Here is a 20,220-nt window from a genome sequence, read left to right on the forward strand (position 1 = left end):
GTATACTCTGACTTTTTATTACTCCATTAAACTTTTTGCTAATTTCACCGCATCCGCGGCATCCTTGGAATAGCCGTCCGCTCCGATCTCATCTGCATATTCCTGGGTGATCACGGCTCCGCCGATAATGATCTTGGCGGTGATACCTTCCTGTTTTGCTGCGGCTACGATCTCCCGCATTCTCTGCATGGTCGTGGTCATCAGTGCAGACAGAGCGATAAACTCCGCATGGTGTTCCCTCGCCGTCTCCAGAATCTTTGCCTGCGGCACGTCTTTCCCCAGATCGATCACATGGAAACCGTGATTTTTAAGCATCAGAGCCACCAGGTTCTTGCCGATATCGTGGATATCTCCTTCTACGGTAGCTATGACCACTACCGGCATCTCTTCACCGGCACTGCCCGTCTGTAACAGGGGTTCCAGTATCTCGATGGAATTCTTCATGGCTTCTGCGCTGGCAATCAACTGCGGCAGGAAGTATTTCCCCTGATCGAAGTATTCGCCTACCTGATTAATGGCGGGAAGTAATACCTGATTCAACAATTCCGCTGGCTTTTCCCCGCTTTCCAGTGCCTCCTTCGTAATCTTTACGATACCGTTGCGGTTACCCTTCAGGACAGCAGTCTTTAACTTGTCCTGCATTTCATTGATCTGCGGTCCTTTTTCGACAGCCGATTTTTCCACACTGCCTGCATTACTTGTCTGACCGTTTGCCGCCCCCTGACTTTCCAAGAGGGAGAGCTTTCTTGCCAGTTCCGCCTCTTTTGCTTCTCTTCGTTCCCTGACACCGCCGGCATACTCGATATATCGAAGTGCCGCTTCTTCTTTGTTCAGCAACAGATCCGTTGCAAGCGCACAGCTCACTAACAGTTCCTGGGACGGATTAGCAATTGCCATGGTTAGTCCTGCCTGAATTGCCAGCGTTAAGAATGCCGTATTTACAAAGCTTCGCTCCGGCATGGCAAAAGAAATATTGGACAGACCGCAGATGGTTGCAAATCCGTTTGCCTTGCAGTAGCGGATCGTTTCTAACGTCTCCAAAGCTGCTTTGGGATTAGCTCCCACGGTTGCCACCAGTCCGTCTACCACGATATCTTCCTTATGCATTCCCAGGGAAGTGGCTCTGTCATATATTTTATGAATGATTTCTTTTTTCTCATCAATATCCTTGGGCAATCCCGCATCTGACAACGGTAGCAGGATGAACATTGCCCCGTATTTTGCTACGATAGGAAGAAGCTTTTCGAATTTCTCTGTCTCCAGAGAGACGGAATTGACCAAAGCCCGTCCCGGATAATGGCGAAGGGCTGCTTCCAAAACCTCCACATAACTGGAATCCAGAGACAGCGGCAGGTTCGTCACGCCGCTTACCTCTTCCAGTGTCCGCAGCATACTGGCTTTTTCATCAATACCGCTCATACCCATATTGATGTCCAGTACCTTTGCACCGCAGGCTTCCTGCTCCTCGGCAAACTGGATTACTTTCTCGAAACTGCCTTCCTTAAGCTGTGCCTGCAATGCCTTCTTCCCGGTAGGATTGATGCGCTCTCCCACGACAAAAAAGCCATCCTCCAGTCCGAAGCTGTGGGTAATGCGTTCGGAGGTCAGATACCGGATGCCCTCCGGTCGTCTGGCTGCCGTAGCCTTTGCCTCCGTACCAAAGCGGTCATGGATCTGTCTGATAAATTCCGGGGTGGTACCACAACAGCCGCCTAAGATCGTAGCACCGGCATTAACCAGTATTTCCATCTCTTCTGTGAATTCTTCTGCTTCCATGTTGTAACAGGTATTGCCATTTTCATCCAGAAAAGGAAGTCCGGCATTTGGCTTTGCAATCACGGGGATTCGGGTATGGGTTACCATATCCGAGATAATGCTCTCCATCTGGGCAGGCCCTGTGGAACAGTTGGCACCGATGGCGCTGGCACCCAGGCTCTCCAGTACAATGGCTGCGGTCTTCGCATCCGTACCGAATAATGTTCTTCCGTCTGCTTCAAAAGTCAGTGTGGCGATCACCGGCAGATCACAGACTTCCTTTGCAGCAATCAATGCCGCTCTGGTCTCTGCCAGACTCATCATGGTCTCTACTACGAGCAGATCCACTCCTGCATCCACCATGCTAAGGATCTGTTCTTTGTAAATATCGATCAGGTCTTCCAGTTCCATTTGGCCCATGGGTTTTAACTGTTCACCGGTCATTGTGATATCTCCGGCTACCAGCACAGTATGTCCGGGGCTGCTCGCCGCTGCTTCCCTGGAGATTGCCACCAGCTCGTGGATCATGGCGGACATATTTTTCTCCAGATGATATTCGGCCAGCTTGACGCGGTTAGCTGTAAAAGTAGGTGCATACAGAATATTGGTACCCGCCTGTACATAATCCTTCTGCAGCTTCAGCATAACATCCCTATGTTCCAGGATCCACTGCTCCGGACAGACACCGGAGGGCATTCCGGCTTTCACCAGATTCGATCCGGTGGCACCGTCCAAATATAAAATATGATCTTTACTTAATGTACTAAATTCTTCTCTTGTCATGGCTCTCTTTTCCTGTTGCTTGATTCTTTTAATCATACCACACTGTCCTTTTATTCGTAAAGGGGACGTTTTAACATTATGTGGTTGCGTAAAACCGCAGAATATGATAAATTTTTAGATGGATTATATGATTTGGAGGGATAAATATCTTGAAAAACAAAATACTTGCTATTACAGCGGGACTTCTTACCGCTATGGCTCTTACCGCCTGTGGAAAGGATCCCGAGCTGACGCAGTTTCGAGAGGAGATCGATGCATTTTGTACCGAGATCTCAAACATTGACACCTCGATCAACAACGTGGATGCCGAATCCGATAATGCAGCCGATGAACTTTTGGGATACCTGGATCAGTTGGATCAGGATTTTAAGGATTTCGCCGCATTGGATTTTCCTACGGAATTTGATTATCTGGAAAGTATGGCCGATGAAGCCAGTGAATATATGACCACTGCCGTACAGAGCTATCATGATGCTTTCAGCAATGGCGGATACAATCAGCTGACTGCCGATTATGCCAAGGAGAATTACGCCAGAGCTTACAAGCGTATTCAGATCATCATCACTTTCCTTCACGGTGAACAGCCTGAGGATGTCAATCTGACGACAGAAGAAGCCACTGAGGAAGCTTCTTCTGCTGAATAATTTCAAATCACAGAGTAAAAATACCCCCGTGCAATGCACGGGGGTATTTTTAATTAGCTTATTATATTATGATATCGGAGACAAAAGCCCCCGACTTTGATGCCTACGGATTGCTCCGTGCTGCGCACTCTCACGTCTCCGCTCCGCTTCGGTCCGTGCTAAACATGTGCCACTGGCACATAGCACCCTACCCAATATTCGCATATCGTGGGATTATCATCCCACTTTTATGCTCATATCGGGGCGGGTCCTAAGGTCTTTCACCCACATATGAGCAAGCTCATGTGGGCTTAGACCTTTTGACCCTGGCATCTTATTATTTTAAGATTTTGAGCTGGCCGAGCAGGGGAACTTCCTTCTCCTCTTCCTTACAAGCATAGATCAGACCCATGATCCAGCATACGAACAGGAAGATGCTCAGAATTGTGCTTACAACGCCGCCTACATAAGGAATAACGCGGATAACGCTTGCAACGATCTGCGCTAAGAAAATAACCAATGCCTGATTCAGATGGAACTTAGCTCCCTCCTTGTCACCTGCGCAAAAAGCGACGATCCAGCCAATCCAAGTGATGTACGCAACAATACCCGTAGTTTTTTTATCCATTTTTTCTCCCTCTGCACTTTGTGTGCGATAAAATATTCTGTATATGTAAAAATGCAAATACAGTCAAAGTGAAATGTGAAAGCCGAGAAGCAAAATATTTTTCAGAATAAAATTCCCGATCATGATCGCTACCGCCGCATACAGATGCCATTCATGAAAGCGCCAGCCTTTTACCCTGCTGAAATGTAATCTGGCAAGTGTCTGGCTTATCATGAATCCTCCAAAAATGATGATCGTATATATCACAAGCGGATGATACCAGGCTGATACCAGGAAATGTCCCTGAAGAAGGGCACTTAACGCTCTGGTACCGCCACATCCCGGGCAATAGATTCCGAACAGACGATAGACGATGCAGGTATATCCTGTATTTTCCAGTATCGGTACGATAGCCTTGAGATATACTAAGCTTCCCGTCAAACCAAGTACCAGGAATATCCATCCCGTCAAATAGAGATAGTCTTCCAGGCAGCCTTTTTTAGTATGTACCATATGCACCGCTGCCGATCATTGCAACGGAAAATACTACTGCAAGAATCGTGATCAGAATTCCCAGCACGATACCTACGATAGAGCAGATCAGTCCGCCCTTTGCCAGTCCGGTCTTACCCTGCTTGTTGGCAAATACAGCACAGATGATACCGCCGACTCCGAACAGTGCTCCTACCCAGCCGGTACAGCATCCGAGAACGATAGAGAGAATACCAAGTACCAGGCTTACAATTGCCAGTACGTTGGTCTCCTTGTTCTCAGCCTTAGGGGCTTCTACAATTGTCTGGGGCTGTACATTAGCGGTATAGTCCTGATAATTGTTAACGGGCTCTACCACGGGGGTCTCCTGTACAGGTTCTGCTGCCGGAGTTACTTCGGCTTCGGAAACCGTTTCTGCAGCCGTAGTGTCTATTGTAACATTGTTTTCATTTTCAAAGTTCTGTCCGTCCATTTTTTCCTCTTTCTGTCTTGTTCAGACTTCTTATTTTAATCCGCTAACGGATTGCCCTTGCCGTCGGTGTCGATTTTGCCGGTCAGGATCATGATACCCTCTACGAGTCCCCAGATACCTACACCCATTACAAGAAATACGCCGACAACCACACAGCTTAAAAGGATTCCTACAATGGTAAGTACCAACTGGGTAACTGCCTTACCGGTATAACCCAGATAGAAATTATGTACACCGAAGGATCCCAGGAAAATACCTAACAGTCCGGCTACCAGTTTGGATTTGGCATCCGCTGCCGGTGCCTGCTTATTGGCAACACCACAGTTCAAACACACTGTTGCATCCGGTGCTAAAGGCTTTCCACAGTTATGGCAGTAATTATTGCCCTGTCCTTTGGCTACTCCACACTTTACGCACATTACAGCTTCATCCGTCATATAAGGCTCGCCGCAATTTTTACAAAAGTACATTTGGTCTTCCTCCCTCATTTATTTTCCAGCTTTTTTCTCAGCCATTACTGTACATTATACAAGATGTTTGTATATTTTACCAGTGTTATTTTCACATTATAAGAGGTTATAACGTGCAATTTTTATAAAATCATGTGAAATCTATCTGATAAATCTTATTTATCGGAATCTCCGTGTCGTTCATGCAAATTTTCCCGGCTGTTTCATTTATTTTCTGAACATGACCTTCCAGAGTCCGGTAACTGCCTCCATCTTTTTGGAAATCCGGTACAAAATAAGTGATCTTCACAGGAAGCTTTTGTGTCAAATGTTCGTGAATATAATAGAGTTGTCTGTCAATCTCCTGTTTCCTGTCCTCATCCAATTCTATAAAGCGATCCGTCAGTCTGGCGGTCTCTCTCAGAGCATTGTCGTATCCCGTAAGCGCCGCAAAAGGAGAAAACTGGGCGGCACGATTTGGCAGTGACATCCTGGGATGTGTCGCAGATACCGGATGGGGAAGATGGAGCATGTCTTTATATTTTTCGTTCATAGTAATCTCCATTCCGCAGACGATTCCTTTCGTCGGAGGAATCGCGAAGCAAATTTCAAATTTGATTCATGCCTTATGACCGCCGATCTGGCGGTTCCTGTCTATCGTGGTAGCGCCCTCCTGAAGATCGGCGGCTCTTAAAATAGCATTTTTTCCGTATTTGGATTTCACGCTAAGCATGGCTTCCAGCAGATGTTTTTCCTTTTCCAAATGTTCCTTTTCCTTCTGCATGTCCTTCTCTTTGGTGTCATCCGACAACAGTCCGCCGGAAAACAGATCCAGCTGTTCATAGACCGGCTCATCCTTCACACTGTCTGCCTCTTTTAAATGATTTGCCACCAGTGTGATCCTGCGGGCAAGTAACATGGGATCCACGATCCGTTCATATAGTTCCATGATCGTGTCTGTGATCCTGGCAGCGGATGCAGTCATATTTCCAAGATTCCCGGTGCCATGCGCGTATTTCGGTACACTTCTGCCGTAACGGTCCACGGTGATCTCTCCGTGATAACGATCCGCAATCCTTGGTATCTTCAAGTTATCAATGTCATACCCCACCGTCAAAACAACCTGGTCTGTCACCAGTTTCTTCTCCACCAGGTCCAGTACCAGCTGCTCTGCCATCTCCCGAACCACGATCTTCGTCTGTGTAAAATCCGTAGCACAATGCAGAACCTGCCCGGCGCTGATACAGTTGGTCTCCGGGCGGTAGGATTTGATCAGATCCATGGTCACCGGTTCGTATCCCCAGGCATGATCGATCAGAAGTTCCGCGTTGATTCCAAACATTCCATACAGTAGATCCTCATTATAGTAATCACCCACTCCACCGATAGAGCAACGGGCGATATCTCCCATGGTAAATATTCCGGCGGCTTCCAGCTTTTTACGGTATCCTGCGCCCACCCGCCAGAAGTCCGTCAACGGCTTATGGTCCCACAGCAGTTCCCGATAGCTGATCTCATCCAGTTTTGCGATCCGTACGCCATTTGCATCCGGTTCTATGTGCTTGGCAACAATATCCATTGCCACCTTACACAGATACAGATTTGTTCCGATCCCCGCCGTGACGGTCAGTCCCTTTTTCTTAAGGATTTCTGTGGCAATCGTAGTTGCCAGTTCTTCCGCCGTCATTTTGTAGATCTTCAGATACTGCGTTACATCCAGGAATACTTCATCAATGGAATAGACATGTATATCCTCCGGTGCAAGATATCTCAGGTAAATATCATAGATCTGTGTACTGTACTCCAGATATCTCGCCATCCGGGGTGTTGCCGTGATAAAACTCACTTCCAGTTCCGGATGTTCCTGTAATTCATCCGCAAAAGTGCTTTTTCCTAAAAAACTGCCTCCGGGTGCCCGCACTTTCCGCAGAGCATTCACTTCCCTTATCTTGGAGATCACCTCGAACAGTCTGGCTCTTCCGGGGATTCCGTAGGCTTTTAAGGAGGGAGATACTGCCAGGCAGATGGTCTTTTGCGTCCTGGAGGCATCTGCCACCACCAGGTTCGTATTCAGAGGATCCAGGCCTCTGTCTGCGCACTCCACGGAGGCATAAAAGGACTTCAGATCCATAGCAATATATGTATGTGATGATATTTCCACAAATGTCTCCTTTCTGTGCTGCGGTTGCTCATTACATCATGATTCGCACCTATGGTGCTTACCGTTGCTTCACAACGATCATGATCAAATTCGCCGTTCGCCAATTATGCAAGCATATTGGCTCCCTTGCGCTCATTATATCATAAGCTCACGAATTCGTGCTATTGCACTCTACATCCTGCTTTGCAGGATATTCGTTCGCTAATGAGCCTGGGCTCATTATATTATAGCAGAATGTATGTTCGATTGCAAAGTGATTTTTATGGAAAAAAAGACTCCCGAAAAATCGGGAGTCTCAGAATTCTGAAAATCAGATTTAGTTAGAACTTGCCAGCCTTAGCAGCTTCTTCGATGGATACTGCAACAGCTACGGTAGCGCCTACCATAGGGTTATTACCCATACCGATCAGACCCATCATCTCAACGTGTGCAGGTACGGAGGAAGAACCAGCGAACTGCGCATCAGAGTGCATACGGCCCAGAGTATCAGTGAAACCATAAGAAGCGGGGCCTGCAGCCATGTTATCGGGATGCAGAGTACGTCCGGTACCGCCGCCGGATGCAACGGAGAAGTACTTCTTGCCAGCTTCGAGTCTCTCCTTCTTGTAAGTACCGGCTACGGGATGCTGGAATCTGGTAGGGTTGGTAGAGTTACCGGTGATGGATACGTCTACGTTCTCCTTCCACATGATAGCAACACCTTCGGGAACGCTGTTAGCGCCGTAGCAGTTAACCTTAGCACGAAGTCCCTCGGAGTAAGCAATTCTCTCTACCTCGGTAACGGTGTTGGTGTAAGGATCATAAGAGGTCTCTACGAAGGTAAATCCGTTGATACGGGAAATGATCTTTGCAGCATCCTTACCAAGACCGTTCAGGATAACACGTAAAGGCTTCTGACGAACTTTGTTAGCCTTCTCTGCGATACCGATCGCGCCCTCTGCTGCTGCGAAGGACTCATGTCCAGCCAGGAAACAGAAGCAATCAGTATCCTCTTCCAGTAACATCTTGCCCAGGTTACCATGGCCAAGACCTACCTTACGGGTATCAGCAACGGAACCGGGAATACAGAATGACTGTAAGCCTTCACCGATAGCTGCTGCTGCTTCAGATGCCTTTCTGCAGCCCTTTTTGATTGCGATTGCAGCGCCTACGGTGTAAGCCCAGCAAGCATTTTCAAAACAGATGGGCTGGATCTTCTTAACCTGATCGTATACATCCAGACCTGCATCTTTTGTGATCTTCTCTGCTTCTTCGATAGAGGAGATACCATAGCTGTTCAATACAGCGTTAATCTTATCAATACGTCTTTCATATGATTCAAATAAAGCCATTTTTTCTGTCCTCCTATATCTTATTGTTTTCTGGGATCGATGATCTTAACTGCATCATCTACACGACCATACTGGCCCTTAGCCTTTTCCCATGCAGTGTTGGCATCGTCACCCTTCTTGATGAAGTCGGTCATCTTGCCGAGGTTAACGAACTGGTAACCGATGATCTGATCATCCTTGTCCAGAGCGATACCGGTTACATAACCTTCTGCCATCTCCAGATAACGGGGGCCCTTCTTCAGAGTACCGTACATAGTACCAACCTGGCTTCTTAAGCCCTTACCGAGATCTTCCAGACCTGCACCGACAGGCAGACCCTCCTCAGAGAATGCGCTCTGGGTACGACCGTATACGATCTGTAAGAACAGCTCTCTCATAGCGGTATTGATTGCATCACATACAAGGTCAGTATTTAAAGCTTCCATAACGGTCAGACCGGGCAGGATCTCAGCAGCCATAGCTGCGGAGTGGGTCATACCGGAACATCCAACGGTCTCAACCAGAGCCTCCTGGATGATGCCTTCCTTAACGTTCAGGGTCAGCTTACATGCACCCTGCTGAGGTGCACACCAGCCCACACCGTGAGTCAGACCGGAAATATCCTTAACTTCTTTTGCCTGCACCCATTTTGCCTCTTCGGGAATGGGAGCACAACCATGATGTACGCCCTGTGCAACGGGACACATTTCTTCAACTTCTTTTGAATAAATCATGTGAAATCTCCTTTCAATATGTACTTATAATACTATTGATAAAATAATATCATAATGGTCGTGTTCATTCTCTCATATTTCCCTAAAAAAATCTAGTGGGTTTTGACATTTTTTTCATTAGTTCCTATGAAAAAACACCATATTCTTACGCCGTAGCGCAGGAATATGGTGTTATGTGACTGTTGAAAATCAATTATCAATTATTTACCAGCTCTTGATAAACGTATCAATGTAGTTATCGAGACATTTCTTGATGACTTCGATAGCTTCTTCTCTGTTACCCTTTTCATTGACTGCGGTGGTCTTGTTCTCAAGTGCCTTATATACTGTGAAGAAATGTTCCATCTCGTCCACCACATGACTGGGCAGCTCGGAAATATCATGGTAGCAGTTATAATTGGGATCATTGAAAGGAACCGCAATGATCTTCTCATCGTTTTTGCCGTTGTCAAGCATGGAGATCACACCGATAGGATACGCTCTTACCAGGGTCATGGGCTGTACCGGCTCGGAACATAATAACAGTACATCCAGGGGGTCACCGTCATCGCCGTAGGTTCTGGGAATGAATCCGTAGTTAGCGGGATAATGGGTGGATGTATGCAGGATACGGTCCAGGATCAGAAGGCCGGTCTCCTTATCCAGTTCATACTTGTTCTTACTGCCCTTGGAGATCTCAATGACACAGACAAAATCTGTGGGGGTGACTCTCTGGGTGCTCATGGTGTGCCAAATGCTTCCGTTTACTTCTTTCATAATCTCTCTCCTCTACTCTTATAGTTATTTCCGGTCAAAACATCCGGAGAATACACAGGTTATTATCCGCGGATCTGACCGTTTCCGTGGATCTTGTATTTATAGGAGGTCAGCTCCTTCAGACCCATAGGGCCTCTTGCGTGCAGTTTCTGTGTACTGATGCCGATCTCGGCACCAAATCCAAATTCAAATCCATCCGTAAAACGTGTGGATGCATTGACATAGACACAGGCCGCATCCACTTCGTTTAAGAACTTTTCCGCCGTCTGCGCATTTTCTGTCACGATACATTCGGAATGCTTCGTATTATAGCGGTTAATATGAGCAATCGCCTCGTCCACGCTGTCGACCGTTTTAATGGATAAAATATAGTCCAGATACTCGGTACCGTAATCTTCTTCCGTTGCCGGAATACAGTCCGGCAGGATTTCAAGGGTACTTTCGTCTCCCCGCAGTTCCACATTTTTTGTTTTCAGGGTCTCCGCCATTTTGGGAAGGAATCTGTCACGGATTGCCCGATGTACCACCAGAGACTCACAGGCATTGCAGACACCGATCCTCTGGGTCTTGGCATTCATCAGAATTTTTACTGCCATATCCACATCTGCGTCCTGATCTACGTAGACGTGGCAATTACCGGTTCCGGTCTCGATCACGGGAATGGTACTGTTCTCCACCACGCTGCGGATCAGTCCCGCACCGCCTCTGGGAATCAGTACATCCACATATTCCTTCATTTTCATAAACTGCGCGGTAACCGCGCGATCCGTATTTTCAATCAACTGCACCGCAGTCCGGGGCATTCCGCAAACTTCCAGTGCATCCTGTAATACCTTAACGATTGCAATATTGGAATGAATGGCATCACTGCCGCCCTTTAAGATCACGGCGTTACCGGTTTTAAAGCATAAACCAAAGGCATCCGCGGTGACATTGGGGCGTGCCTCATAGATAATACCGATAACACCTAACGGAACTCTGACCTTGTCGATCTTTAGTCCGTTGGGACGCTCGAAATGCTCCATGGTCTCGCCGATGCAGTCCGGGAGCACTGCAATCTGCATAAGCCCCTCCGCAATCTGCGAGATTCTGTCAGCGGTAAGCTTTAAACGATCTAACAGTCCCGGATTCATTCCGTTTTTTCTGCCGTTTTCCAGATCCACTGCATTTGCGGACAGGATTTCTTCCTGTCTGTCACACAAATTGTTTGCCGCAGTCTGCAATGCTTTATTTTTCTCTTCGGTTGTCAACTTCTGCAATATATATTTTGCATCGCAGGCATTTTTCCCCAGTTCTAAAAGCTCAGCCATTTTTCTTCGCCTTTCTAAAACATTTGTTTATACTAAAATCACCTGATAAGGCTTTATATCCGTCTCTTCCACCGGCACCTCTTTTGCCTGTTGACACCGAAATCCCACAGCGATGCTGCGCAGTCTTAAGGCTTCTTTGTCTGCCAGATACCGGTCATAAAATCCACCGCCGTACCCTAAGCGATTACCCAATGGATCAAATACACTTCCCGGCATAAGAAAAAGGCTTCCTGCCGCATTTTCCGGAGTGAACACATAGCTTTCCGTATTTCCCTCCGGTTCCCGGATTCCCTTATAGCCTTCCTTCAGTTCCGTAAGCGACCGGATTCGGTAAAATTGCATTTCCCGTCCTTCCACCTTAGGGGCATAAACCTCTTTTCCATCCTGCAGGGCATTTCCTAAAATCTCCGTGGTACAGATCTCACTTCCGTAGCTTACAAAACTAAGGATCCTGTTGGAGAGATAATACCACTGATGCCCAAGGATCCGTTCGGTAATGAGCAACTTTCCCCTCTCCCGTTCGACTTCTGTCAGGGCATCCCTGCGGGATAATATTTCCTTACGAAGTAATTTTTTTTCTTCTCTGATCATTTTTCTTTATTTTTTGTTCTTTTTATAAGACGGCTTTAATTTTTCAACAGAACCGTCCGGTCTGACGATCTCAATGTTGTCTAACTGTGCTTTCATGTTACGTTTGATACTGTCTACATATTCCTGTCGCAGTATGGACTGTTCCAGCTTTTCCTCGTCTGTCAGTCCTTCGTTTTGTGATTTATGATAAAGCTCATTAATGCGCTTTATTCTCTCATCCATATTCATAGTAATCTCCATTCCGCAGACGTCACAAATAGTCGTGTGACTCTTCATCATTAATTTTTATGTAGATTTTCGACAAAGCCCGGCAGGTCAAAGGCTTCGTCCCTATGTGCCACGAACAGGGTACCTTCGTTCTCCCCTTCTAACAGCCGGTGCAGCACACCGATGTCTCTGCTGTTGGCAATGATCATATCCACATCGGAGCTGGTGGCGATCTTCGCAGCGATCATTTTGGTATTCATGCCTCCGGTACCTACATTGCTGCCGGTGGTAGCTTTACCCATATTCATGAATTCATCCGTAAGTTCATCCACCTGTTCGATAAATTCCGCCTCCGGGTTCTGTCTGGGATCATCGGTGTAGAGACCGTCGATATCCGACAGAAGGATCAGAAGATCCGCATCGATCAGCGCCGCCACAATAGCGGACAGGGTATCGTTATCACCGATCTCGATCTCGTAGGTTGCTACGGTATCATTTTCATTGACGACCGGGATTGCACCCATTTTCAACAGCTGGGTAAAGGTATTGTGGGCATTGTAACGGTTCAGATTGTCCACGATGGTATTTTTTGTCATCAAAATCTGTGCTGCCACATGATTGTACTCCGCAAACAGCTTCTGATAAGCCATCATCAGTCTCGCCTGACCGATGGCGGAGCATGCCTGTTTCACTGCCATAGCTTCTGCCTGGGTCTTTCCTTCTATCGTTTTTAAATTTACAGCTTTTTTACCAACTGCGATGGCGCCGGAAGTCACCAGCACGACTTCCTTCCCCTGATTACTGATATCACAGAGTTCTCTGACTAACTTCTCCAGACGGATGTAATCCAGATCTCCTGTCTCAGCATGCTGTAAAGAAGAAGAACCGATCTTAATAACGATTCTTTTCTTGTTCTTAATCTGTTCCCTTATGTTATTCACGTTGCTTGCCTTTCTGCATACAAACTATGGATTATCTGCATAATATACTATTTTGCTCCGTACGTCAACGCTGTAACGGAGCAAACTGTGATGCGATCTGTTCCGCCACACGGATACCGTCCATCGCCGCAGAGGTGATTCCTCCGGCATATCCGGCGCCTTCCCCACAGGGGTAACACCCACGGATCCCGGACTGTAAATTTTCATCGCGCTCGATCCGCACCGGGGAAGAAGTCCGGCTCTCCACTCCCGTCAGGATCACTGACGGAGAGGCAAAACCATTGATCTGCCTATCAAAGCTGTCCATTCCTTCCACGAATGCCTGGTTACACTCCCCGGGAAGGATCCCCGTAAGATCCGCCCATGCAAACGCTCCCTTGCACTGCGGTTCCAAGTTATCCCACAAGTCATCCTTAGGTCCGTTCTGTATCTTACAGAGTTCTCCGGTGACCTTTTCCCTGAAGTCTCCGTACCTTTGAACCGGAAGTTTTCCGTCACACAGTTCGTAGGCTCGCTGCTCCAGTCTGCGTTGGAATTCGATTCCCGCCAACGGGTGATCGGAGCCGTAATCTTCGGGAGTAACCGCTACGATAATGGCACTGTTTGCATTTTTTCCGTCACGGCCGCTGTAGCTCATACCGTTGACCGCAAGCCGCCCGGGTTCCGAGGATGCATTGACCACATAGCCTCCGGGACACATACAGAAAGAGTAAACACCTCTGCCACAACTTGTCTTCGCCGTTACTTTATAGGCAGCAGCCCCCAGCTCTTTCACATGTTCTGCGCCATACTGGCTTCTATTGATCAGGTTCTGTGGATGCTCCACGCGGAATCCAACTGCAAAAGGTTTCGACGCCATGGGGAAATTTTTCTCATATAACATAGCAAAAGTATCTCTGGCACTGTGTCCCGGAGCCAGTACCACCTGCTCACAGGGAATCTCTTCCCTGCCGTTTACGATGACTCCGGTGACCTGCCCGTTCTGCGTTTTAATCTCTGTCACCTGACTCTTAAAACGAACCTCACCACCCAGACGCAGGATCTCTTCCCGCATGCTTTTTATGACTCTGCTCAAGACATCCGTACCGATATGAGGCTTTGCCTGGTAAACAATCGACGGATCGGCGCCATGACGAACAAAGGTTTTCAGCACTTCCGTATTTCTGCCGTATTTATCCTTTACCAGTGTATTTAATTTACCATCGGAAAAAGTTCCGGCGCCGCCTTCCCCGAACTGTACATTGGAATCCGGTTTTAACCTTCCCGTCTGCCAGAACGCTTCCACATCCGCCTGTCTGGTATCCACGTCTTCGCCGCGCTCTAAGATCACCGGTGCATATCCGTGCTGTGCCAGGTAATAGGCACAAAATAATCCTGCCGGTCCCATACCGATGATCACAGTAGGATGTTTCTGCGGCTGTGTGCCGCCATCCGGGAAATGATACTCTGTCTTTTCTACAAGCGCTACATTTGCCTTTCCCAGTCTGTGAACCGCATCCTTATATACTTTTTGCTCTCTTTTCACCGTCACATTTACGCTATAACTGTAGAAAAGCTCCGGTTTTTTTCTGGCATCCAGTGACTGCCTTACGATCTCAATTTCAAGGATCTCCGCTTCCGGAATCCTTAAGATCTGTGCCGTCTTATTCATAAGCTGCGCTTCGGTATGATTCACCGGAAGCTTTAGCTGGTTCAGTCTGATCATAATCATTTTACTCCTGTTATTGTGCTGCATGATATCCTGCCAGATATCCGCTGCTCCATGCCCATTGCAGATTGTAACCTCCGCATCTGCCGTCCACATCCAGGATCTCTCCTGCAAAATAGACGCCGGCACAGTATTTGGATTCCATCGTCTCTTTTACTTCCGTTACTGCGACTCCACCTGCAGATACCTGTGCATTCTCGTAGGGATTGCTCTCTGTAATATGCAGTCTGAAGTTCCTGCAAAGCCCATAGAAATTGCGGATCTTCTCCTCCGGGATCTCCCGCATGGGCGTTGCCAGACGGATCCCCGCCAGCTTTAGCAGTGTCGAAGTCAGCTTTTTATGTACTATACCGGTAAAAAATTCCTCCGCTGTCCGGTCTCCCAAAAGCAGCTTACGGTTCTCCTGTAATTTACGATATTCTTCTTTTGACAATTCCGGCAGAAAATCAATCTGTGCCACACATTCTCTGCGTTCTCTGAGCCGGTAGTTCACACTGCTGCTTAACTGGAATACCGGAATGCCGGAGATACCGTAATCCGTCAACTGCAATTCTCCACGCTCTCTGCTGATTTCCTCTCCGTCACACAGGAAACGGATCTCGCTGTCCGTCCGGACCCCGGCGATACCTTTTAGCAGATCCGTTTCCTGACAACGCAGCTGCACCAGTGCCGGAACCGTAAGTGTGCAGGTATGTCCCAGCTTCTTCGCAAGCTTAAATCCACTGCCATCCGATCCGGTGGCAGGAGCTGCTTTACCTCCGCAGGTCAGAATCACCGCATCCAACATCCACTCTTTTTCCCCGTCACTGACAAGCAGCTTCCCGGAATCCATCCGTTCTACTTTTGTAATCTTACACGAAAATACAATCTCCACGCCGAGCGCCTGTAATTCATACCTCAGTACATCCAATACAGCAGCCGCCTGTTCGCAGACCGGATAGAGATATCCGTTTTTTTCTTTTACCATCAGCCCGATGCTTTGGAAGAAGCGGATCGTATCTTCTGTGTCAAACCGTTCCAGTGCCTTTCCGATCCACTGCAGATCAGTGCCGTGATAACATTCCACAGAAAGTGCCCGGTTGCCCAGATTGCACTTTCCGTTTCCTGTCTGTAATATCTTCTTCCCTACACGGTCATTGCGCTCGAAGATCGTCACCTTAGCGCCTTCTCTTGCAGCAGTTATCGCTGCCATCATACCGGCAGCTCCGCCGCCGATCACACCTATCTGTTTCTTCATCTGTTTCTTCACCTTTATTTAAGAGGAATAAGTCTCCAAAAAATCATACAATGTCTCTTCATCCGGGACGAACAGCATGTCCATGATCTGCAGCTGCAAAGTCTCCGGCAGATCCTCCAGTGCAATTCCCGTATTGATATATACCGTGGTCCGGTCCTCTAAATATACCACCACTTCATGATCCGTCACCGCCAGATAATAACTTTCACTGGGCTGCACATACCGGTAATCCATGCGGACCACCACTCTCTCCCTGGAAAATGACAATACCTCCAGCCCCACAAATCCCCGCTCAATCTCCGAAAGTGGCGGATGTTCGGCATACAGATCCATGGTCTCCAAAAAGTTCTCCCGATCCATACCGATATATTTGTGCGGAATCTTCCAGGAGGTCTCAACGCTAGTCCCCCGGAGAATATCGGTCTCTTCCAGCACATATTCCGTATCCGCACACAGTGTCTCCCCGGAAGAAGCCACAGCCACACTCGCTGGTGGTGAATTGTCCTCTTCGTCTGTCACTGTCTCATCTACAACATACGGTGGCTTAGCTGTATCATTCATATCATACCAAAGACCCGGATAGAAAAAATGGATTCCCCAGACGCCGAGATATATTCCCAGTCCCAGGAAAAAGACCGGAACCACAAAAAAGTAACTGATACGTTTTACAAATTTCATACTGCCTCACATCCCTGGTGTCAATGTTTCATTCTTTGTATCAGTATCAGTTATTTTTTGGAAAATATACATCCTGCCAACCCGCTTTGGGAAAGTCTTAAATCAGCCGGAGTATTTTCCCAAGCTTACGCATCAGCCGGCCGCAGGGAATATAGGAAAAATCGGATCCCTTAAAGCATCGTAACATAATAAGCAAAAACCAGTACAGCAAAAGCGTAATCACCAGTTCCAAGAGTACCGTCACCACTGCTCCCAAACGGGGAAGCATAATCTTCTCCAGCCCGAACGCCAGCAGACCGCAGGCAAGACTGCATCCGACGGGAATTGCCAGACTCCTAAGGGCGTCCGGCCATGTCTTCATCTGCAGACAGACAATCACACATAAGAACACGGCACCGCATGCCATACTTATGACACTGCCCAGCACAATACTTAAGCTTCCGGCATTTTCCAAATTTAAAAGCACTGTTTCCGCTATCACAAAAACAATATCCATAATGCCGTATCCTGCAAGGACAAGATAACCCTTTCCTGTCATCTTAAGGATTTCCGAGCAATACAGGAGCAAAAGCAGCCACAAAATAATTGAGGAGCCTTTGGCGAACATATCCGCAAGCTGTGTGGAAACGGCGTTATCCAGGGTCTGGGCAATCGGTAATGCCAACACAGCGGTCACTATGGTAAAAAACATTCCATGAAGGAAAACACCCTGCATACCTGCCTGAAACACGGATTTTGCAAACCGGTCTTCTTTTTTCTTAAGATGAGCGCAGGTCCTGGCAATACAAGACAGCATTCCCGCATACAATATCAACGTGGGGAAAAGCAGCGTCACCAGATATCTTCCGGCAAACACTCCGTATTGTTCTGCTGATGCATAAATATCCTGCGACTGTCTCTGAAACAGAATGAGTCCCAGCCATAACGGCAGCAGGAAAAGAAGCTGTCTTAAAATATCTCCGCCGATTCCGGGAAACAGAGATCCGATCTGCCCCGCAAAGCTGTCGGTTCCCTTCATCCCGTTCTCGTTCGCTCTTCTTCCCGACATGCTGCCCCGGTAGATCACGAATAAAAACAGCGTCACTAAAAGCTCCGAGATCAGAATACCCAAAGCCACCCCCATGGCTCCGTACATTGCCGTGAAATCATCCCTTTTCAGAAGAAGACTTACTTTTTCTCCGTAATTGCCGAAGATTCCTAAGAATAAAAGACCAAGTCCCAGATAAAATACCTGACGAAGCACACAAGACACAGCGGAGGGCATCTCCGATCCTTCCCCCTGGAAACATCCGAGAAACACGGATTGAATGCATCTGAAAAATAACGCAGGGCAAAGAATCCATAAGATCATACTGCCGTAGGGGATGCGAAATATCTTTTCCAATACCGTATATCCAGCAGCTGCACAAAATAACGCCGCCAAAAGTCCGGCAGCCATCTGGAACAGCATCATATTTCTACGCATTATCGATACATTTTTATATTGTCCTTTGGCACTTCTTCCGCGAAGAAGCTTCCCCATCCGGTCAGGAATGTTCTTCCCCGTAAGGATCCAGAAAAATGCAAACACCAATAAAGCCGCCGTAAGATAAGCCAGCCCGTTATTGCCAAGTTTCCTTCCGAATATCCAGACATTGATCACCGCCAGAGCATATGCGAAAAATTGTATCTGTTTTCTTTTTACCTCTACCTGATTCATTTCGGTTACCTATACGTGTATTACACGCCCTTTTTAATCTCTTGTAATTCCAAGGGATGAAAGAACCTGCTCCTGCTTAGCCTCCATTACCTTCGCTTCGTCTTCTTCCATATGGTCATATCCGCACAGATGCAACATACTGTGGGCTACCAGGAACGCAAATTCTCTTTTTCTGCTGTGTCCGTAGCTCTCTGCCTGCTCCTTTATGCGATCCACGGAGATAATAATATCTCCCAGAATCAGTTCTCCCGTATCCGGATCAAAATAATCCGCCTCTCTGTCTTCGGAGATCTCAAAATTACCGGGTCTGTCAAAGTCCAGATTGGGGAAAGACAGCACATCCGTCTCCCTGTCAATGTTACGGTATTCCTTATTGTATGCGTGAATGCCGTCGTTATCGGTGAGCAGAACATTTAATTGTACCTCATAAGGGCAGCCTTCCATATCCAGTACAGCACATGCTACCTTTTCTACCGTATCCTCCACAGGAAACGCCTCTGTCCCTTCGGAAAAGCTCTCCCCGGTTTCATTTTCAACGTAAAAAGTCATAATACAGTTTCTCCTCCTTAAATATCTTCTGCATCCGTTTCCAGTCATGCAGCGTCATATCGCATTCACTGACGATTTCTTTCTGCCAGATGCGTTCAAATATCTTATCAATGACCTGGTCATAATCCGGCTTCTTGTCAGGCTCCTTTTGAAGCAGCAACAAAACCGCACTGACAATCGCATCGGAACAATACAATACCACTGTCTCTTTGTGGTGATATTTTTTGTTCGTTGTGTATTCTTCTAGAATCGTCCGAGCCCCTTTCGGGAATTCCACGCCTTCCTTTGTCATCTGATCCCAGCACTTTTTATGGTATAGCCCCGCACACTTCAGTGCCTCCTTGTCCATTCCCAGTTTGACGGCAATACGCTCGCAGAAATACGCCGTATGTATACAGAGAAAATACTCTGCACGATCCGTTTTCCGGTACTGGGAAAGCGTCTGGTTCTCCGTGTCATTCAGATCCAGATACCGCACTCTGTCCTTGTAGACCACCATTCCCGAGAAGATTTTCAGTATTCCCAAAAGCAGGATTCCCGAGATGATCAGATTTGCCGCCGGTACCAGGAATTGTTCCAACGTAAGATGTTCATTGGTCAGCAATACAATATTGGCCGTTTCACACAAAAGCAGACACAACAGGGATAAAAATAAGGGTATCGCAATGGAAAATTCCTCTTCCAGATGCTGAAACAGACAGGCTGCGAAAATACCGCTGATAAAATACAAAAAGAAAATGCCGGCAGACTGTCCTTCAAACGCAGCAATCATTAAAAACACTGAGGAAAACAGAATTCCCACAGGGAGATTGCCAAATAACGATAATACTACAAACACCGCAGGGAACGGCCATCCTCCCGCCGGCAAAAAAACGCATGCCAGAGAAAACAAAAGGCAGCACCAGACCACGATCCAAAACCGGATCGGATGATCTGCATTATCATAATCCAAATGATCGTCCAGGGTCTCCCTTCGAAGGAAAAAACCTGCCACAGCAAATCCCAGTGCTGTCATCACCGCATCCCGCAATGCATTTTCCGCCGATAATTGTCTGGCAATAATCCCCAGCCCGTAAACCCCGGCACTTCCCGCCAAAACTGTCAGAAGTTCCGGCAGCAGAAATACCAAAAGACCGTTTTTGTTTTCCGTTTTCATAC

General features: G+C 47.4%; 21 protein-coding genes and 1 pseudogene. 2 read left to right on the forward strand and 20 right to left on the reverse strand.

Features of this window, described 5'->3' with window-relative positions:
* Positions 1-18: 18 nt before the first annotated feature.
* Positions 19-2,538 (reverse strand): homocysteine S-methyltransferase family protein, encoded by a 2,520-nt coding sequence (locus tag ACTRDR_RS06755; RefSeq protein WP_440526637.1) that lies wholly within the window; start codon positions 2,536-2,538, stop codon positions 19-21.
* Positions 2,539-2,687: 149 nt separating this feature from the next.
* On the opposite strand from ACTRDR_RS06755, the gene ACTRDR_RS06760 reads away from it, so the two are divergent.
* Both ACTRDR_RS06760 and ACTRDR_RS06765 read left to right on the forward strand, forming a co-directional pair.
* Positions 2,688-3,182, forward strand: a complete 495-nt coding sequence (locus ACTRDR_RS06760) for a hypothetical protein (RefSeq protein WP_440526604.1) — start codon at positions 2,688-2,690, stop codon at positions 3,180-3,182.
* A 68-nt stretch (positions 3,183-3,250) separates the two neighbouring features.
* A pseudogene (locus tag ACTRDR_RS06765) lies at positions 3,251-3,476 on the forward strand (hypothetical protein).
* 22 nt (positions 3,477-3,498) lie between these two features.
* Here ACTRDR_RS06765 and ACTRDR_RS06770 read toward each other — a convergent pair.
* The 19 genes from ACTRDR_RS06770 to ACTRDR_RS06860 form a co-directional block, all read right to left on the reverse strand.
* A complete protein-coding gene (locus ACTRDR_RS06770) occupies positions 3,499-3,789 on the reverse strand; it encodes a hypothetical protein (protein ID WP_176862770.1) in 291 nt (96 codons plus the stop codon).
* 63 nt (positions 3,790-3,852) lie between these two features.
* Positions 3,853-4,281 (reverse strand): DUF2752 domain-containing protein, encoded by a 429-nt coding sequence (locus tag ACTRDR_RS06775; protein WP_176862773.1) that lies wholly within the window; start codon positions 4,279-4,281, stop codon positions 3,853-3,855.
* Positions 4,268-4,732: a hypothetical protein gene (locus ACTRDR_RS06780; protein WP_440526605.1), complete on the reverse strand. Its 465-nt coding sequence runs from the start codon at positions 4,730-4,732 to the stop codon at positions 4,268-4,270. The genes ACTRDR_RS06775 and ACTRDR_RS06780 overlap by 14 nt, the downstream gene beginning before the upstream one ends.
* Positions 4,733-4,767: 35 nt before the next feature.
* Entirely contained in the window at positions 4,768-5,202 is a 435-nt protein-coding gene (locus ACTRDR_RS06785) for an NINE protein (RefSeq protein ID WP_176862779.1), read from the reverse strand.
* A 130-nt stretch (positions 5,203-5,332) separates the two neighbouring features.
* Positions 5,333-5,734 (reverse strand): hypothetical protein, encoded by a 402-nt coding sequence (locus ACTRDR_RS06790; RefSeq protein ID WP_440526606.1) that lies wholly within the window; start codon positions 5,732-5,734, stop codon positions 5,333-5,335.
* A gap of 66 nt (positions 5,735-5,800) precedes the next feature.
* Entirely contained in the window at positions 5,801-7,342 is a 1,542-nt protein-coding gene (locus tag ACTRDR_RS06795; protein WP_440526607.1) for a Y-family DNA polymerase, read from the reverse strand.
* Positions 7,343-7,662: 320 nt separating this feature from the next.
* Positions 7,663-8,673: a GGGtGRT protein gene (locus ACTRDR_RS06800; protein WP_022155099.1), complete on the reverse strand. Its 1,011-nt coding sequence runs from the start codon at positions 8,671-8,673 to the stop codon at positions 7,663-7,665.
* A gap of 20 nt (positions 8,674-8,693) precedes the next feature.
* The gene (locus ACTRDR_RS06805) at positions 8,694-9,386 is read right to left on the reverse strand and encodes an iron-sulfur cluster assembly scaffold protein (RefSeq protein ID WP_022155100.1); all 693 of its coding nucleotides are present in this window, start codon (positions 9,384-9,386) and stop codon (positions 8,694-8,696) included.
* A gap of 204 nt (positions 9,387-9,590) precedes the next feature.
* Positions 9,591-10,142, reverse strand: a complete 552-nt coding sequence (locus tag ACTRDR_RS06810; RefSeq protein ID WP_022155101.1) for an inorganic diphosphatase — start codon at positions 10,140-10,142, stop codon at positions 9,591-9,593.
* Between the two features lie 62 nt (positions 10,143-10,204).
* Entirely contained in the window at positions 10,205-11,452 is a 1,248-nt protein-coding gene (locus tag ACTRDR_RS06815; protein WP_440526608.1) for a glutamate-5-semialdehyde dehydrogenase, read from the reverse strand.
* Positions 11,453-11,479: 27 nt separating this feature from the next.
* Positions 11,480-12,043 carry a 5-formyltetrahydrofolate cyclo-ligase gene (locus ACTRDR_RS06820; RefSeq protein ID WP_440526609.1) on the reverse strand — a complete coding sequence of 188 codons (564 nt, stop codon included), beginning with the start codon at positions 12,041-12,043 and terminating at the stop codon, positions 11,480-11,482.
* Positions 12,044-12,049: 6 nt separating this feature from the next.
* Entirely contained in the window at positions 12,050-12,271 is a 222-nt protein-coding gene (locus tag ACTRDR_RS06825; RefSeq protein WP_440526610.1) for a DUF896 domain-containing protein, read from the reverse strand.
* 50 nt (positions 12,272-12,321) lie between these two features.
* On the reverse strand, positions 12,322-13,191 hold the full coding sequence (gene proB, locus ACTRDR_RS06830; RefSeq protein ID WP_440526611.1) for a glutamate 5-kinase: 870 nt from the start codon (positions 13,189-13,191) through the stop codon (positions 12,322-12,324).
* A 64-nt stretch (positions 13,192-13,255) separates the two neighbouring features.
* On the reverse strand, positions 13,256-14,896 hold the full coding sequence (locus ACTRDR_RS06835; RefSeq protein ID WP_440526638.1) for an NAD(P)/FAD-dependent oxidoreductase: 1,641 nt from the start codon (positions 14,894-14,896) through the stop codon (positions 13,256-13,258).
* A gap of 16 nt (positions 14,897-14,912) precedes the next feature.
* Positions 14,913-16,136 (reverse strand): aminoacetone oxidase family FAD-binding enzyme, encoded by a 1,224-nt coding sequence (locus tag ACTRDR_RS06840; protein WP_176862793.1) that lies wholly within the window; start codon positions 16,134-16,136, stop codon positions 14,913-14,915.
* Between the two features lie 18 nt (positions 16,137-16,154).
* Positions 16,155-16,814 (reverse strand): hypothetical protein, encoded by a 660-nt coding sequence (locus ACTRDR_RS06845; RefSeq protein ID WP_440526612.1) that lies wholly within the window; start codon positions 16,812-16,814, stop codon positions 16,155-16,157.
* Positions 16,815-16,911: 97 nt separating this feature from the next.
* Positions 16,912-18,513: a hypothetical protein gene (locus tag ACTRDR_RS06850; protein ID WP_440526613.1), complete on the reverse strand. Its 1,602-nt coding sequence runs from the start codon at positions 18,511-18,513 to the stop codon at positions 16,912-16,914.
* A gap of 33 nt (positions 18,514-18,546) precedes the next feature.
* A complete protein-coding gene (gene ybeY / locus ACTRDR_RS06855; RefSeq protein ID WP_176862799.1) occupies positions 18,547-19,062 on the reverse strand; it encodes an rRNA maturation RNase YbeY in 516 nt (171 codons plus the stop codon).
* Complete coding sequence (locus ACTRDR_RS06860; RefSeq protein WP_440526614.1) at positions 19,046-20,218, reverse strand: hypothetical protein; 1,173 nt, start codon at positions 20,216-20,218, stop codon at positions 19,046-19,048. Before ACTRDR_RS06860 ends, ybeY begins: the two co-directional genes overlap by 17 nt.
* Positions 20,219-20,220: the final 2 nt, after the last annotated feature.

This window comes from Simiaoa sp. (assembly GCF_051972595.1).
GTDB lineage: Bacteria > Bacillota > Clostridia > Lachnospirales > Lachnospiraceae > Acetatifactor > Acetatifactor hominis.